This window comes from Exiguobacterium sp. JMULE1, assembly GCF_013337175.1.
In the GTDB taxonomy this organism is placed as follows: domain Bacteria; phylum Bacillota; class Bacilli; order Exiguobacteriales; family Exiguobacteriaceae; genus Exiguobacterium_A; species Exiguobacterium_A indicum.
Genome location: NZ_SGWC01000002.1, coordinates 1,950,308 through 1,964,155 on the forward strand (window position 1 = coordinate 1,950,308; position 13,848 = coordinate 1,964,155).

A 13,848-nucleotide genomic window follows, 5' to 3' on the forward strand; every position below is an offset into this window, starting at 1 on the left:
CCCTTTCATGAAAAAAGCGACCTTAAAACCGATTTCTCGATTCGAAGGTCGCTTTTATACCGATCAATCAGCTTATTTGCTGACGATTTCTTTACCTTTGTACGAGCCACATGCTTTACAAACGCGGTGTGAAAGTTTCATTTCACCACAGTTTGGGCACTCGACCATACCTGGTACACGGAGTTTGAAATGAGTACGGCGAAGACGTTTGCGTGTTTTCGACGTTCTGCGGAATGGTACTGCCATCGTTGTCCACCTCCTTGAAAAAATACACTCGCCTTTACTTCAGAAATCAGGAATCCTGATCTTTTTTAAAGAACTGAGCGAGACCCGCGAGTCGCGGATCGATTTTTGGTTCGGTTTCCTCTGGATCTTCTTCAGAAAGAATCGTCCAGCCTTCCCCCTCAACCAACTGATTCTCTTCATCATCCCCATGCACTTGCACTGGCACATGAAGTAAAATCAATTCTTGCACGAGCGGTCGAAGATCGACCGTATTCCCGATCGGCACGTTGATGTCATCTGCTTCGTTCGAAACAGCATCGACCTCGAGCAGGAATGGCTCGATGGATTCAATCTCGAATGGATAAGCGACGTCATTTAGCGTCCGGGCATCCGGAAGCGTCATTTCGCCGGTAATCCGAAGATTGAATATTAATTGATTCGATGTAAACGATGCATTTGCACGAACGTGCACAGGTTGCACCGCCCGGATATCCGGATGGAGGGCGACTAGCTCATTGAGCTCGATCGTCTCGTTAACCTGAAGTTGACCCAGATTGCGCAATTTATTCAATTGCATCAGGGACCATTTCATCCGAATCACCTCAATTGCAACAATATGAATTATAGAGAGGACATCTTGTTTTGTCAATGTTTTTTCTTTACACTGAAATCGCTAGAGAACGAACACTTTTGGACGTCTTTATCCATATTACCGCACTTAATTCGGTTTGCAAAGGAGAAAGTTTTCATGAGGATGACAGCTATCATTTCAGAGTACAATCCGTTTCATAACGGACACTATTATCAAGCGACAACAGCACGACGGGAAACGGATGCCGACGTCATCGTCGCCATCATGAGCGGGACGTTCATGCAGCGTGGTGAGCCCGCCTTTACGGATAAATGGACACGTGCTCAGGCAGCCGTCGCGAGCGGTGCCATCGATCTCGTTCTTGAACTTCCCTTCTATTTTGCTGTCCAGCGTGCTGATCGCTTTGCACTCGGTGGTGTGACGATTGCCGAGACAATCGGCTGTCAGTCGCTTTCGTTTGGAAGCGAGTGTGGAGACATCGAACCTTTTCTGCATGCGGCAGCGGAACAGATCGAAGAGACACCTGCATACAAGCAAGCGTTACACGATGGATTATCAGCGGGCCTCTCTTCTGCTCACGCCGCCAGTCAAGCATTCAGGAGCGTCTCACAGACGCTTGATTTGACACAACCGAACAATACGCTTGGCTATTATTACGCTCGCGCCGCAAATACCCTATCGCTCCACACGACGAAACGGATTGGAAGTGGCTACCACGACTTATCCACCGGGGATATCATGAGCGCCACCGCGATACGCGCCCATCATCAGACACACGGTCAGCTGCTTGCACTTCCTGAACAGACTGAAGACGTCTTAGCAAGTGCCTCTTTCGCCAACTTCTCGCATTATTATCCATGGATTCGACAACGTCTACTAACGACTCCAGTACCCGAGTTGATGCGAATCGCTGGAATCGACGCTTCGTTAGCACCACGACTCATCGAAGGGGCGAAACAAGCAACGACGTTCGACACCTTTCTGAATTACGTCAAAACACGCCGTTATACGCGGACGAGCCTGCAGCGTGCCTTGATCTATCTATTGACCTCAACGACGGCAGAGGAGGTCGCACGGATCGATTACGACCATGTTGATTTCGTTCGTCCCCTCGCCTTTTCAGAACGAGGACGACAGGCACTCAAAACCATCAAAAGGCGGACTGCCGTATTCAGCACCTTCACGAGTCATCCTTGGCTAACGAAAGAAAGCCAAGTGACAGCTGCATATGCACTGCCCTTGGCTCGCTACGACGCGTTGCTTGAACACCGTCGCTTTCCTTATTTCGCTGGAAGTTCTTCTAAATAATCAATCGCATCTTCGACTGTCTTGATCGGAACGAGCTTCATGTTCGTTCCGAGTTTTTTGATGGATGGTTTTGCTTCTTTGTAGTTCTCTCCTGCTGGCACGAACATGATTTCTGCTTCTGCCTCGTCTGCAGCGACCACCTTTTGCCACGCTCCACCGATTGGTCCCACCTTGCCACCTTCTTCAATGGTTCCTGTGCCGGCGATTTTATGCCCTTTCGCCAAATCTCCCGGCGTCAATTGATCATAGATTTCAAGAGTGAACATCATTCCTGCAGAAGGTCCCCCGACGTCGTCGACCTGAAACTCGATCTCAGGATCCGTCTTCACGTTCGAGATCGGGAGCGGTTCGTAAATGCCGAGCCCGACTCGCTTGACCTCTTTAGATAACTGATCCACTCGAATCGTCGTCTTCTTGTCTTCCGATTTACGCGTGAACTGAATCGGAACAGCTGTTTTGGCTTTTTTTGCTTGAATCGTCTTCATGAAACCTTCAAATGACGTAATCGGTTTTCCGTCAACACTTGTAATCCGATCCCCTGCCTTCAGTTTCCCTTCGGCTGGACCACCGGGAATGACGCCGGAGACGTAGACCCCTTCGAAATCGACATCGACCTTTTGATCCGCTAATTCATACGCTTCGATTGTTGCGTTATGTTGTGCTTCTTCCATATACAGCTTCTGACGCGTTTCATACTGCGCGTCCGACTCGCCGTCGTACAGATAATCACTTACACTCGATGTTTCGGAGAACGGTAGAAATAAGCTTTCAATGAGAAAGTAAGGCGTTGCCCGACGTTGTGCGATCGTCAGCATCATCAAATCTCCCGGTTCCTTGTCGCCTCCAGATACTTCAATCAAATCTTCCGTCGACGTCGCGTCACCCGGATAGGAGATGAAATAAGGAAGTGGTAAGAAAAATACGATCAAGGCAGCGATGATCGCTGCTAAGGCAGGTTTCCAAGCTTTCATCACAGTTCTCCTTTCGCATATTTCTGACGTAGCGCCTCTTCGACGGAAGGCGGTACGAGATCGGCAACGGAAGCACCATATTTGGCAGCTTCCTTGACGATCGAAGAACTCAAGAAGGAATACTGATTATTCGTCATCATGAATAGTGTCTCGATTTGATCGTTCATCTTCTTGTTGATAGAAGCGACTTGCATTTCGTATTCAAAATCCGAAACTGCTCGTAAACCGCGTACGATCGCGGTTGCTCCAACTTCCGCCGCATAATCGACCAGTAGACCATTAAAGGAATCCACCTTGATTTGAGGTAGGTGCGATGTCACATCGGCAATTAACTCCATCCGTTCCTGGACAGAAAAGAGTGGTTGCTTCGAAGAATTATTCAGTACGGCAATGATGATCTCATCAAAAATCGGAACGGCACGCTCGATGATGTCTAAATGTCCGTTCGTGATCGGATCAAAGCTACCTGGGCAAATGGCGATTCGTTTCATTCGTGGTCTTCCTCCGCTTCCATGAATTCGTACAATGTAATCGAGATGACAGCGGAATAACGAAGTCGACGCACGACTTCTAGTCGTCCGATCTGGTCCGGTAATTCAACCGCTGAGTCATGTTCACAGACGATGACACCATTGTCCGTCAACATATTGTGTTGCTCTATGTACGTGACATGTTCCGTCAATCGCTCTTTTGCATAGGGAGGGTCTAGATAAATCAACTTAAACGGCTCTTCAGATGCGAGTTCCGTTAAAGCGATCGCTACATCTTTTTTTAAAACACGTGCTTGGTCCGTATAGCGCGTCGTTCGTAAATTATCTTGGATCGTTTGGATCGCTTTATGGTGTTGGTCGACGAACACCGCCTCATCGCATCCTCTTGAAAGAGATTCAATCCCAAGACCACCGCTCCCCGCAAACAGATCCAGTGCTCGTCCTCCGTTGAAATAAGGACCGATGACGTTGAATAAGGATTCTTTTACCTTATCCGTCGTCGGTCGTGTTTGATCCCCTGGCACTGCTTTTAATCGTGTACCTTTCCGTTCCCCTGAAATGACTCGCATTTCCTTCATTCCTTTCAACAAAGAAGCGACGAGGATGTCCTCATCGCTCCATGGATTATGCTTCTTCTGGCATTTTACCTTTTTTGTTCGCGAACGTCTCCGTGATGAACGGTCGTTCTGAACGTTTGATCGATTCGACGAACGGGAGAGTCGAAATGACTTCCATCACCTGTTCATGCTGATCTAAATCGACATACAGATGAACGTATCGTTCACGTTTAGACGTAAAGTAGACGTTCCCGTAACGGCGTAATTGACGGGATGCTTTCATCGCATTGACATAGACGATGAGTCCCACTCGTTCCTTGATCACGCCAGCCTACCCCCTTCACCTTCGTTATCCGCTACAGCTACAGCTGCCACCGGTCGAACAACCTCCAGCGCATCCTTGATCGAAGAAAGGATTTCCCGTCGGTACTTTAATTTGCGGTGATACTTCTCCAGCGAGCTTCAGACTGATTTGTCCGAGTAACGTCTCGAGTTGTTTTTCCGCCTTTTTAAACTGCGCGACTTCCTCTTGTAAATCAAGTCGCCGTTTGACTTCATGGACCCTTTTCGTGATCGTCTGATAGTCAGGATGATACCGTCCGAATCGCTGTACGAGTTCGTAGTCCTCCTTGACTTGATGAAAATCGCGAATGACAGCCTGTGCCTCTGTTGACTCTTGCTGTGCTTGTTTCGCACATCTATATGCTTGCCCCGTTTCACTTTGAGCGAGAGATCGAATGAGGTCTTCCGCTGCGTTGATGAGGTCAATCGTCTTATCGGTATATATCACAACGAATCTCCTCCTTAGCTTTACCATCTTATCATAACATTTCTCTCCCTCCTAGCCTGTTGAATTGTGTATAATTTGTTCAGAAGGAAGGAATGAACTTTATGCAACTGCTCTCTTTTAATATGTTCCGGACGATTGGAATCAAGACGGAACATGCCAAATCAGATTATCACTTTGATTCCTTGAAAAAAATCGAACAGGCGGATGTCGTCCTGTTCCCGGAATACTGGCAAATCCACTCAATCATCTACGGAATGAAAAAACCGATTTTCCCGTCGGCTGCTACGTTCCACTTAGGTCATGACAAGATCGAGATGACGCGGATTTTTCAAACCGTCATTCCGGATAACATCCCTCGAACCGGCATCTATGGAAAAAATGAATTCACCGTCGAACGTGTCTTACGTGAATTTTCGTTTCCGTTCGTTGCGAAGACAGTCCGTAGCTCCATGGGACAAGGTGTCCATCTCATCAAAAATGAAACAGACTGGAAGAAATACACGGATACACACGAGACGTTCTACATTCAGGAGTACATTCCGAATGAGAAGGACTTACGTGTCGTCGTCGTCGGCGATCAAGTCCTTGCTGCGTACTGGCGCGTCGGTGGTGCTCAGTTCTTAAATAACGTCGCTCAAGGCGGTGTCCTTGATTTTGATGATGTGCCACAAGGAGCGATCGACTTCGTGCTCGCTCTCGCGAAACAGCTCGATATCGATCACGCCGGTTTTGATCTCATCATCCGTGACGGACAGTGGTACGTTCTTGAGTTCAATGTCTTCTTCGGTGGAGAAGGACTGAATCATCTTGGTATCCACGCACCGGATACGATTCTTGAATATGTCGAACGAAAATATGGAAGTTCATGAATTCTTCAAAATGACTTCACATCTTTTACGTCATCGTTTCATTCATTATGGTATGATAGTTTGGAAAGACTAGTATCTACTAGCAAACTGGGGTATAGGGGGATTCAAACATGAAGTTTGAACAATATGGCATCGAAGGCAAGGAACTGAAGTTCGGTCTTCTCGAAACAATCATGGAACATCACCGCTTCGTTCGTGAAGGACAGTGGGATTACGAACGCGCGATGTACGACATGAAATATGAAAAACAATCAACAGGTGAAGTATTCTACCTGCGTGTTCCTGTCTACGCGATCCAAGGCGAGATTGAAGACCGCCATGCTGTCGTTCGTATGATGACACCACTTCTCGGTAAACACTACTATCCACACGGTGTCGAGTATGATGAGACGTTCCCTCCGGAAATCGTCAAAGACTGCGAACGTCGTTTAGCAGCATTGCTCGAAACACTCGAAAAATAAGATCCACACGTAGAGGTTCCAATGAGGAGCCTCTATTTTTTTGTTTTTCATGCCAAACAAAAAAGCTAACGACCTCGCATCATCCACGAAATCATTAGCTGTTCTGTCCACCTGATTGTTATTCTTTAATACACGCGAAATCGCTTTTAACGCGCGACGAATTGTACATAAGATACGACATCGTCTCCGAGCTGAATCCCAAGCTGCTCGCGTACATGAAGATAAAGTGCGTGAAGTGACGTTGCCGGTGCATTGACCTTTACGCTAAATGCAATCTCTTCCCGGTCCATCCGTTTGATCCGGGAGTGATGGATTCCATAATCCTCGATCGCACAAGCAAGTAATTCCTCGATGGCTTGAATAGAGACGGTAACATCTCCTTGCATGTACTCTTCATAAGTCATCTACCTTCACTCCTTTGCTAATTGTGTGACCGAAGACATGACCTCTTCTAAGTCGACCGGTTCATCCGGTGTCTTCGCCATAGACGAAATCGCCCGTACTTTATTCTCACGGTCCAAAATGAACATTTGTGTTCCGTGTGTCACCAAGCCGCTCTCAGCCTTCGAGTAATAGAAATTCAACTGACGTGTCAAACGATCGATGACGACTGGATCTCCCGTCAATACTCTCCACCCTTTGGCATCTGCTTCAAAGTTCGAAGCATACTTTTTCAAGACTTTCGGTGTATCCACTTTTGGATCAACCGTCACTGCGACGAGTTCGACGTCACTTCCGTACAATTCTTCGCTCCGAAGCTTCTTCTCAAGCTTACGGTAATCATTTAACGTCAACGGACAAATATCAGGACAGTTCGAGTAGAAGAACGTCAACACTTTGACTTTTCCGTCTTCCGAATTGAATGATTTTCCGTCTACGGCATTCGTTAATTCAAATGGTGTCGGTTCAGCGATGACAGGTAACTTTTCTTTCATGAAGAAATAATAATATCCCCCGGCTGCCGCAACTAAGATAAGGACGACGGCAGCGACCGTCAAGTAACTATTCTTTTTCAAGTTGGCTCCCCCTTAATGACTCCAGATCGCCCGGAATACGTTCGTCGTCTCACCCGGATCGTAGACGACATATAGTAAGCAATACACGATCACACCAGTAATGGCTGTCAAAAACCAAACGATTGAGGCAACCGGTCCGATTTTACGGTGACGTGCAAAGTTCTTCTTATACGCGTGATAGAGTGCCATCAAACCGAGCACCCCACCAGATGTCGCAAGAAGAATGTGGAAGATCAAGAATCCTGTGTAGTAGGCTTTGACGGACTCTGGACCGCCAAAGGCTGTGTTACCGAGCAGAATCGTCCGCAAGGCATACATGATGAAGAATAATAAAGCGAGTGCAGCTGCAATCGTCATCACGGTTTGGTGAGCTTTCATGTTACGACGCGTTTGGGCGATCAAAAACCAGCCAATCGCTACGAAAATCGCACTGATGACAATCAGCGACACACAAATCAACGGCAAATAACTCATGTTCCAACTTCCTCCAATTTAATCCGCTTTTGGTGTGAAGGACATGCCTTCATCCACGGCAGTACTTTTTGAACGGCGCACCCATGTAAAGAAGGTCAGTCCGAAGAATAGACCATACACGAGTTCTTGACCGAGCTTCATGAGGACACCACCAAAGCGTTGGTCCTCTAATAAGTCATCTGTCGTTCCGAGCAATCGTTCCAGGTTCAATCCGCTTAAATCATTGTTCGGCATACAGTAAGCGAGTACTTTCGCGAATGTCGCCGGATCCTGATACGCTTGATACTGAAAACTTTGACTGAAGATCATGAAGGCACAGGCTGGTGTCAACAACACACCATTCGCTACGATGTAGACCATCTTCTTCAGGTCAGAAAGGCTGTCCGCCTCATTGACCGGTGCAATGATCGGATACCACATCGTCATACTCAAGAAAATCAATGTTCCGTGGAACAGACGGTGAACGGTATAGTTCGTCAAGACATAATCAAAAATAAATGGCATGTGATAGAACGTAAACAAGGCATTAAAGACGACAAGTGCAATCAGCGGCTTGATGAAGAAGCGAAGAATCCTACCAAGATACGGTGTATCGAACAAGCGCTTATAAAGCCACTCTGGTATCGCAATCAACAAGAGCGGCGGTGCGACCATATAGACGAATACCATCTGCAGCATGTGTGCTGAGAACGTGATATGTGCTAGCAGGTCTAACGGACTTCCAAAACCGATGTAAAAAACGATCAATGCCGCGAGCATCGAAAACTTTTGCCCAAGCGTTGTTTCCGGCTCATCCGGACGACGCAACTTTTCTGTCACGACAGCATATAGGATATACAATCCAACGAGTATCAACGCATAATACGGACTCCATAAGACAGTCCATTCGAATTGCGAAAGTGCTCCCCTTAAATTGCCTAACATATTTTTTCACCCCGTTCCTTTCTCTTACAAACTAAGATTACCGTTCCCCTATTTCATTGTAAAGGTTTCTCATAAAACGATTCCAAAATAAAAGACCATCCTGCTAAACGTTAGCAGAATGGTCACATTTCTTACCAGATCAACAGACGAAGCGTCGCAACGATCGTCAAGGCGACGAATACACCGAGACCCATCATGACTTTGATCCATGTGTTGCCTTTGTTGTTCATATGCATGAACATGTAAAGCTGCAGGTAAACCTGAACGATTGCCATGATGATCAAGAAACCACCAGCTGCCCAGTGCGGCATGAGATCAGCCATGACAGCACCGAAAGCGATGAGCGTCAAGAAAATCATGAGTGCGAAACTGATGAGTTGCAGTTGTGTCTCACGACCACGTTCTGCTTTCATCTCAAGCTCGATTTGATTGCGCGTAAGTTGCGGTTCGTGTTTTTCCATCTTATTTCACCATCCCCATGAGGTAGACGACTGAGAAGATAAAGACCCAGACGACGTCAATGAAGTGCCAGTAAAGACTTGAAACATAGTACTTCGGCGCATTCACGACCGTGATGCCACGGTTCCAGTTCCGGATGAGCAATGTCGAGATCCAGAGAAGACCGAACAAGACGTGCGCACCGTGGAATCCGACGAGAGTGTAGAAGGCAGAACCAAATGCACTCGACGTGAACGTATGACCGATGTGGTAGTAGTGATTAAACTCATAAATCTCACCACTTAAGAATCCAAGACCGAGAAGCAATGTGATGATGAGCCAAAGCTTCATCTTTTTCACATCATTACGTTTCATTGCCATCATTGCAAGAACGCTTGTTAATGAACTCGTCAAGAGAAGCATCGTCATGATGAAGACGAGACCCATTTCAAAGATGTCATAACTGCGTAATCCTTCTTTTGCACCGGAGTTATGGAGACCGATGTATGTCCCGAAGAGAGAGGCGAACAAAGTCGTCTCTCCTCCAAGGAAGAACCAGAAGGCTACATATTTATTCTTACCCTCAAGTGTCGCTTTTTCAACATGATCCGGAATACCGGTGATCGGGTTATTCGGTACTGAATGATGACCCATCTTACTTCGCCTCCTTTTCTGCTTCAAGGCGTAGATCTTCTTCGACGACTGATTTCGGGATGTAGTATCCTTCATCGTCAATCCAAGAACGGAAGAACATCGCGATCAATGTCATCGCAAGACCAATCAAGGCAACGACGAGACCAACAGTTCCATAGTCTAGGCGAAGAATAAATCCGAGACCTGCAAGGAATAGACCGACTGACATGACGAATGGCAAGATCGTGTTATTCGGCATGTGGATATCGCCGACTTCTTCCGATACAGAAACTGTTTTGTTTCCTGCCATTTTTTCGAGCCAATACGTATCCAAACCTTTGACGAGTGGGATTTGAGCGAAGTTATACTCTGGAGTTGGAACTGGAAGTGTCCACTCAAGTGTACGTCCATCTCCCCAGACGTCGCGTTTTACATATTCTTTTGACATCAATGCTGCTGCAATCGAAATGACGAGAACGATCGTCGACACACCCATGAAGGCTGCACCGATTGATGAAAGTAAGTTCATTGTTTCCCAGCCTTGGTTTGGCAAGTACGTGAAGACACGACGTGGCATACCTGTAAGACCAAGAATATGTTGCGGGAAGAACGTCAAGTGGAAGCCGATGAAGAACAACCAGAATTGAATTTTTCCCCAGAATTCGTTGAGCTGTTTCCCGAACATAAGTGGGAACCAGTAGTAAAGACCTGCGAAGAGACCAAAGACAACCCCACCAACGATAACGTAGTGGAAGTGAGCTACTACGAAGTAACTGTCATGGTACTGGTAATCGGCAGGTGCAACAGAAAGCATGACCCCTGTCATACCACCAACAAGGAATGATGGAATGAACGCGACCGAGTAAAGCATTGCGACTGGGAACGTCAACTTACCGCCCCATAACGTAAAGAGCCAGTTGAAGATCTTGACCCCTGTCGGTACAGCAATCGCCATCGTTGCTACGGCGAAGATCGCGTTTGCGACCGGACCGAGACCAACTGTGAACATGTGGTGGACCCATACCATGAATCCGAGGAAACCGATCAACATCGTCGCAAAGACCATCGTCGTGTAACCGAAGAGACGCTTACGAGCAAATGTAGGAATGATTTCAGAGAAAATACCGAAGGCCGGTAAGATCAAGATATAAACTTCCGGGTGACCGAAGATCCAGAAGAGGTGTTCCCAGATGACGATGTTCCCGCCCGCTGCCGGGTCGAAGAAATGCGCTCCGAAGAGTCGCTCGAACGTCAAGAGGAACAATCCAACCGTAAGTGGTGGGAATGCGAAAACGATCAAGGCAGAAGCAACGAATGCTGTCCATGTGAAGAGCGGCATCCGCATCAGTTTCATACCTGGTGCACGCATGTTCAAAATCGTAACGAGGAAGTTAATCCCCCCCATAAGTGTACCGAAACCAGAAATCTGAAGACCCAACGCGTAGAAGTCTACACCGAGAGACTCAGGTACCGTCGAGAGTGGTGCGTATGCAGTCCACCCTGCGTTCGGTGCAGCGCCGAAGAACCAAGAAAGGTTCAACAAGACTCCACCGAAGAAGAACAACCAGAAACCAAGTGCATTCAAGAATGGGAACGCAACGTCACGTGCCCCGATTTGAAGCGGTACTGCTGCGTTCATGTATCCGATCAACATCGGCATCGCTGCCAAGAAGATCATCGTCGTACCGTGCATCGTGATCAATTGGTTAAAGAGTTCACCGCTGACGAAATCGTTCATCGGTTTAATCAATTGAAAACGAATCATTAGGGCTTCTACGCCACCGACTAGAAGGAAGAACAATCCAGACATGATGTAGAGAATCCCGATTTTCTTATGGTCGACTGTCGTTAGCCAGTCCATGATGCCGCTTTTTTTCTGCGGCATACCCATAGTATGTGTCCCCACTATGATTCCCCCTTAAAAAATTATTGGAGCTTTTTGTCCAATAGATAATCTGCCAATTCGCTCAATTCTTCATCGCTGATCTGATCTTCAGAGAATCCAGGCATTTTTGTACCTTGTTTCTCTTTTTGAGGATCGCGAATCCATTTTTCGAGGTTTTCTTTATCATGGTCGAGGTAACCCGCGATACGTTGACGATCACCGAAGTTCGTCAAGCTAGGTGCGACTTTCCCGCCACCATGACAGCTGAGACAGTTCTGGGCATAGACTTTCTCGCCAGTCGTCCAGTTCTTTTCATTCTTTTTATCAAGCTGCTTCGTCTCTGCTTCTTTCGCAGCTTTCATATCTTTCAACCAGTTGTCGTAGTCCTCTTGTTCAAGTGCAACGACTTTGAAGTCCATCAATGCGTGAGAAGGACCACACAACTCGGCACATTTACCGTAGTAAGTGCCTGCTTCTTTTGCTTGTAACCACATTTCGTTCTCAAGACCTGGGTTCGTATCTGTTTTACCAGAAAGAGCTGGTACCCAGAACGAGTGAATGACGTCTTTAGACGTCAAGTTAACAGCAACACGTTTACCGACTGGGATGACAAGTTCTTGTCCTGTCGAAACACCTTTGTCTGGGTATTCGAACTCCCACCAGTAGAGGTTTGCTGTAACGTTGATTTGTTCGTTTTTCTTCGCTTCTTTTGCATCTGCGAGTTCAACCGTTGTTTTGATCGTCGGAATTGCAAGAACGATCAAAAGAAGAATCGGAATGACTGTCCAGATGATTTCAAGCGTATGGTTCCCTTCGACTTGCTTCGGAACCGTGTTATCACCTGATTTACGACGGAATTTCATAAGTACGTAAATATAAATGACGGCTACGATCGCAAGGACGAACAACATGACCCACAAGCTAAGCTTGATGATCTCAAGTTGCATCTCAGCGCCTTCTCCGCGAGGCTGTAGCGCAGACAATTCCGGAATTCCACAACCTGATAACATGAGTGCCATCAAGCCGATTGGAAGAAGCCGGAAGAGCATTTTTACTGATTTTTTCACAACCATCCCCACTTTCTTTGTCCCCAATTTTGTCTTTCGTAATGGTGTACGTGAATTATGTCAAATCGTTTTAGAGAGAAACGAGTACGACCGTCACGATCCAAGCCGTGAAATAAAACAGTGAGAAGAAGAACATCTTCGACGCCCATTTGATTTCGGCTTGTTCATCTTGGATCTTCAGACCTTTCAGTCCCATATAGAGCCAATATCCACCGAGCAATGCCATGACGATCATGTAGATGATGCCATAGTGTGCTAAGAGGAGTGATGATGGAATGAGTACTGCAATCCACCATACAATTTGTCGTTTCGTGATCGCGAATCCGTTTACGACAGGTAACATCGGGATACCTGCTGCCCGATACTCCTCTGTCCGTCGCATCGCGAGTGCAAGGAAATGTGGTGGTTGCCACACGAACATGATGAGGAATAAAATCCACGCATCAATGTGAAGCGTCGGAGTGACTGCCGCAAATCCAATGATTGGTGGCACAGCTCCTGATATACCACCTACGACTGTATTGATCGTGTGCGTCCGCTTTAACCACATCGTATAAATCACGACGTAAACGAATGATCCGATCAATCCGAACACTGCCGCCACATGGTTGACGATCAACAACAATACCGTACCGGTCGCAAGAATACCGAGTCCTAGTGCGAGTATCCGCTGTCCATCCATCTTCCCAGTAACGCTTGGTCTTCCCATCGTCCGTTCCATCTTGTAATCGATGTCCCGGTCAACGTAGTTATTGAGGTAGCAACTTCCGGCAATGACCAACCCACTCCCGAGAAGCGTCCACAGTAACATCCACTTGGTTTGCCACAAGTACAACAGGACATCATCCGTTATGTACGATGCTGCTACGACATACCCCGCGAAGACCGTAATCAGATTGGCACGAACAATCCCCATTTTTGCTAGGGTAATATAGTCCTTGAATGTAGGCTGATCTGCTTGCTCGATTGCCATATCCAGTGCCTCTCCAGTAACTTTCGCCATGCTGTTCCCTCCTTTTCACCGTCTGCTTCCGTTTAGCACCTAGGCTTCACGTAATTTCTTCACAGAAATAACACAGACATGCCACGAAACGCCCTTTTCTCTATAAAAGATACCACATATCGAGGACCGTGACGTATGAAAATA

Annotated in this window: 19 protein-coding genes; 3 read left to right on the forward strand and 16 right to left on the reverse strand. The window is 46.9% G+C overall.

Features of this window, described 5'->3' with window-relative positions:
• Positions 1-72 precede the first annotated feature (72 nt).
• Positions 73-246: a 50S ribosomal protein L32 gene (gene rpmF / locus EXW93_RS10550; RefSeq protein WP_012370841.1), complete on the reverse strand. Its 174-nt coding sequence runs from the start codon at positions 244-246 to the stop codon at positions 73-75.
• Positions 247-292: 46 nt separating this feature from the next.
• The gene (locus tag EXW93_RS10555; RefSeq protein ID WP_023468813.1) at positions 293-817 is read right to left on the reverse strand and encodes a YceD family protein; all 525 of its coding nucleotides are present in this window, start codon (positions 815-817) and stop codon (positions 293-295) included.
• 156 nt (positions 818-973) lie between these two features.
• On the opposite strand from EXW93_RS10555, the gene EXW93_RS10560 reads away from it, so the two are divergent.
• The gene (locus tag EXW93_RS10560) at positions 974-2,125 is read left to right on the forward strand and encodes a tRNA(Met) cytidine acetate ligase (protein WP_174316444.1); all 1,152 of its coding nucleotides are present in this window, start codon (positions 974-976) and stop codon (positions 2,123-2,125) included.
• On the opposite strand, the gene EXW93_RS10565 is transcribed toward EXW93_RS10560, so the two are convergent.
• From EXW93_RS10565 to EXW93_RS10585, 5 genes are read right to left on the reverse strand one after another with little or no spacing between them, the layout of a single operon-like run.
• Positions 2,098-3,096: a SepM family pheromone-processing serine protease gene (locus EXW93_RS10565; protein WP_174316445.1), complete on the reverse strand. Its 999-nt coding sequence runs from the start codon at positions 3,094-3,096 to the stop codon at positions 2,098-2,100. The genes EXW93_RS10560 and EXW93_RS10565 overlap by 28 nt on opposite strands.
• A complete protein-coding gene (gene coaD / locus EXW93_RS10570; protein WP_174316446.1) occupies positions 3,096-3,587 on the reverse strand; it encodes a pantetheine-phosphate adenylyltransferase in 492 nt (163 codons plus the stop codon). Before coaD ends, EXW93_RS10565 begins: the two co-directional genes overlap by 1 nt.
• Positions 3,584-4,165, reverse strand: a complete 582-nt coding sequence (gene rsmD / locus EXW93_RS10575) for a 16S rRNA (guanine(966)-N(2))-methyltransferase RsmD (protein ID WP_074668417.1) — start codon at positions 4,163-4,165, stop codon at positions 3,584-3,586. The genes coaD and rsmD overlap by 4 nt, the downstream gene beginning before the upstream one ends.
• A gap of 46 nt (positions 4,166-4,211) precedes the next feature.
• Positions 4,212-4,469: a YlbG family protein gene (locus EXW93_RS10580; protein ID WP_023468818.1), complete on the reverse strand. Its 258-nt coding sequence runs from the start codon at positions 4,467-4,469 to the stop codon at positions 4,212-4,214.
• A 24-nt stretch (positions 4,470-4,493) separates the two neighbouring features.
• Positions 4,494-4,961 carry a YlbF/YmcA family competence regulator gene (locus EXW93_RS10585; protein ID WP_217448912.1) on the reverse strand — a complete coding sequence of 156 codons (468 nt, stop codon included), beginning with the start codon at positions 4,959-4,961 and terminating at the stop codon, positions 4,494-4,496.
• Positions 4,962-5,035: 74 nt separating this feature from the next.
• Here EXW93_RS10585 and EXW93_RS10590 point away from each other — a divergent pair, with 74 nt between their 5' ends.
• Both EXW93_RS10590 and EXW93_RS10595 read left to right on the forward strand, forming a co-directional pair.
• Positions 5,036-5,803: an ATP-grasp domain-containing protein gene (locus tag EXW93_RS10590; RefSeq protein WP_231681737.1), complete on the forward strand. Its 768-nt coding sequence runs from the start codon at positions 5,036-5,038 to the stop codon at positions 5,801-5,803.
• A 110-nt stretch (positions 5,804-5,913) separates the two neighbouring features.
• Positions 5,914-6,264 carry a YugN family protein gene (locus tag EXW93_RS10595; RefSeq protein ID WP_023468821.1) on the forward strand — a complete coding sequence of 117 codons (351 nt, stop codon included), beginning with the start codon at positions 5,914-5,916 and terminating at the stop codon, positions 6,262-6,264.
• A 146-nt stretch (positions 6,265-6,410) separates the two neighbouring features.
• On the opposite strand, the gene EXW93_RS10600 is transcribed toward EXW93_RS10595, so the two are convergent.
• The 9 genes from EXW93_RS10600 to cyoE all read right to left on the reverse strand — a co-directional run bounded on the left by EXW93_RS10600 (position 6,411) and on the right by cyoE (position 13,704).
• Complete coding sequence (locus EXW93_RS10600) at positions 6,411-6,668, reverse strand: hypothetical protein (RefSeq protein ID WP_023468822.1); 258 nt, start codon at positions 6,666-6,668, stop codon at positions 6,411-6,413.
• 6 nt (positions 6,669-6,674) lie between these two features.
• The gene (locus tag EXW93_RS10605; protein ID WP_023468823.1) at positions 6,675-7,280 is read right to left on the reverse strand and encodes an SCO family protein; all 606 of its coding nucleotides are present in this window, start codon (positions 7,278-7,280) and stop codon (positions 6,675-6,677) included.
• Between the two features lie 12 nt (positions 7,281-7,292).
• Positions 7,293-7,754 (reverse strand): DUF420 domain-containing protein, encoded by a 462-nt coding sequence (locus EXW93_RS10610; protein WP_023468824.1) that lies wholly within the window; start codon positions 7,752-7,754, stop codon positions 7,293-7,295.
• 18 nt (positions 7,755-7,772) lie between these two features.
• On the reverse strand, positions 7,773-8,678 hold the full coding sequence (gene ctaG, locus EXW93_RS10615) for a cytochrome c oxidase assembly factor CtaG (protein ID WP_023468825.1): 906 nt from the start codon (positions 8,676-8,678) through the stop codon (positions 7,773-7,775).
• A gap of 131 nt (positions 8,679-8,809) precedes the next feature.
• Positions 8,810-9,139, reverse strand: coding sequence for a cytochrome C oxidase subunit IV family protein (locus EXW93_RS10620; protein ID WP_023468826.1), 330 nt, complete (start codon positions 9,137-9,139; stop codon positions 8,810-8,812).
• A 1-nt stretch (position 9,140) separates the two neighbouring features.
• Positions 9,141-9,770 carry a cytochrome c oxidase subunit 3 gene (locus EXW93_RS10625; protein WP_023468827.1) on the reverse strand — a complete coding sequence of 210 codons (630 nt, stop codon included), beginning with the start codon at positions 9,768-9,770 and terminating at the stop codon, positions 9,141-9,143.
• A 1-nt stretch (position 9,771) separates the two neighbouring features.
• Positions 9,772-11,640, reverse strand: coding sequence for a cytochrome c oxidase subunit I (ctaD, locus tag EXW93_RS10630; RefSeq protein ID WP_029342162.1), 1,869 nt, complete (start codon positions 11,638-11,640; stop codon positions 9,772-9,774).
• A gap of 35 nt (positions 11,641-11,675) precedes the next feature.
• Positions 11,676-12,707, reverse strand: coding sequence for a cytochrome c oxidase subunit II (gene coxB / locus EXW93_RS10635; RefSeq protein WP_023468829.1), 1,032 nt, complete (start codon positions 12,705-12,707; stop codon positions 11,676-11,678).
• Positions 12,708-12,771: 64 nt separating this feature from the next.
• Positions 12,772-13,704 carry a heme o synthase gene (gene cyoE, locus EXW93_RS10640; protein ID WP_174316447.1) on the reverse strand — a complete coding sequence of 311 codons (933 nt, stop codon included), beginning with the start codon at positions 13,702-13,704 and terminating at the stop codon, positions 12,772-12,774.
• Positions 13,705-13,848 lie beyond the last annotated feature (144 nt).

Excerpts from the sequence above, each read along its gene's own strand:
- rpmF (WP_012370841.1), bottom strand. The coding sequence starts at position 246 with ATGGCAGTACCATTCCGCAGAACGTCGAAAACACGCAAACGTCTTCGC.
- EXW93_RS10555 (WP_023468813.1), bottom strand. The coding sequence starts at position 817 with ATGAAATGGTCCCTGATGCAATTGAATAAATTGCGCAATCTGGGTCAA.
- EXW93_RS10560 (WP_174316444.1), top strand. The coding sequence starts at position 974 with ATGAGGATGACAGCTATCATTTCAGAGTACAATCCGTTTCATAACGGA.
- EXW93_RS10565 (WP_174316445.1), bottom strand. The coding sequence starts at position 3,096 with ATGAAAGCTTGGAAACCTGCCTTAGCAGCGATCATCGCTGCCTTGATC.
- coaD (WP_174316446.1), bottom strand. The coding sequence starts at position 3,587 with ATGAAACGAATCGCCATTTGCCCAGGTAGCTTTGATCCGATCACGAAC.
- rsmD (WP_074668417.1), bottom strand. The coding sequence starts at position 4,165 with ATGAAGGAAATGCGAGTCATTTCAGGGGAACGGAAAGGTACACGATTA.
- EXW93_RS10585 (WP_217448912.1), bottom strand. The coding sequence starts at position 4,961 with ATGGTAAAGCTAAGGAGGAGATTCGTTGTGATATATACCGATAAGACG.
- EXW93_RS10590 (WP_231681737.1), top strand. The coding sequence starts at position 5,036 with ATGCAACTGCTCTCTTTTAATATGTTCCGGACGATTGGAATCAAGACG.
- EXW93_RS10595 (WP_023468821.1), top strand. The coding sequence starts at position 5,914 with ATGAAGTTTGAACAATATGGCATCGAAGGCAAGGAACTGAAGTTCGGT.
- EXW93_RS10600 (WP_023468822.1), bottom strand. The coding sequence starts at position 6,668 with ATGACTTATGAAGAGTACATGCAAGGAGATGTTACCGTCTCTATTCAA.
- EXW93_RS10610 (WP_023468824.1), bottom strand. The coding sequence starts at position 7,754 with ATGAGTTATTTGCCGTTGATTTGTGTGTCGCTGATTGTCATCAGTGCG.
- ctaG (WP_023468825.1), bottom strand. The coding sequence starts at position 8,678 with ATGTTAGGCAATTTAAGGGGAGCACTTTCGCAATTCGAATGGACTGTC.
- EXW93_RS10620 (WP_023468826.1), bottom strand. The coding sequence starts at position 9,139 with ATGGAAAAACACGAACCGCAACTTACGCGCAATCAAATCGAGCTTGAG.
- EXW93_RS10625 (WP_023468827.1), bottom strand. The coding sequence starts at position 9,770 with ATGGGTCATCATTCAGTACCGAATAACCCGATCACCGGTATTCCGGAT.
- ctaD (WP_029342162.1), bottom strand. The coding sequence starts at position 11,640 with ATGGGTATGCCGCAGAAAAAAAGCGGCATCATGGACTGGCTAACGACA.
- coxB (WP_023468829.1), bottom strand. The coding sequence starts at position 12,707 with ATGGTTGTGAAAAAATCAGTAAAAATGCTCTTCCGGCTTCTTCCAATC.
- cyoE (WP_174316447.1), bottom strand. The coding sequence starts at position 13,704 with ATGGCGAAAGTTACTGGAGAGGCACTGGATATGGCAATCGAGCAAGCA.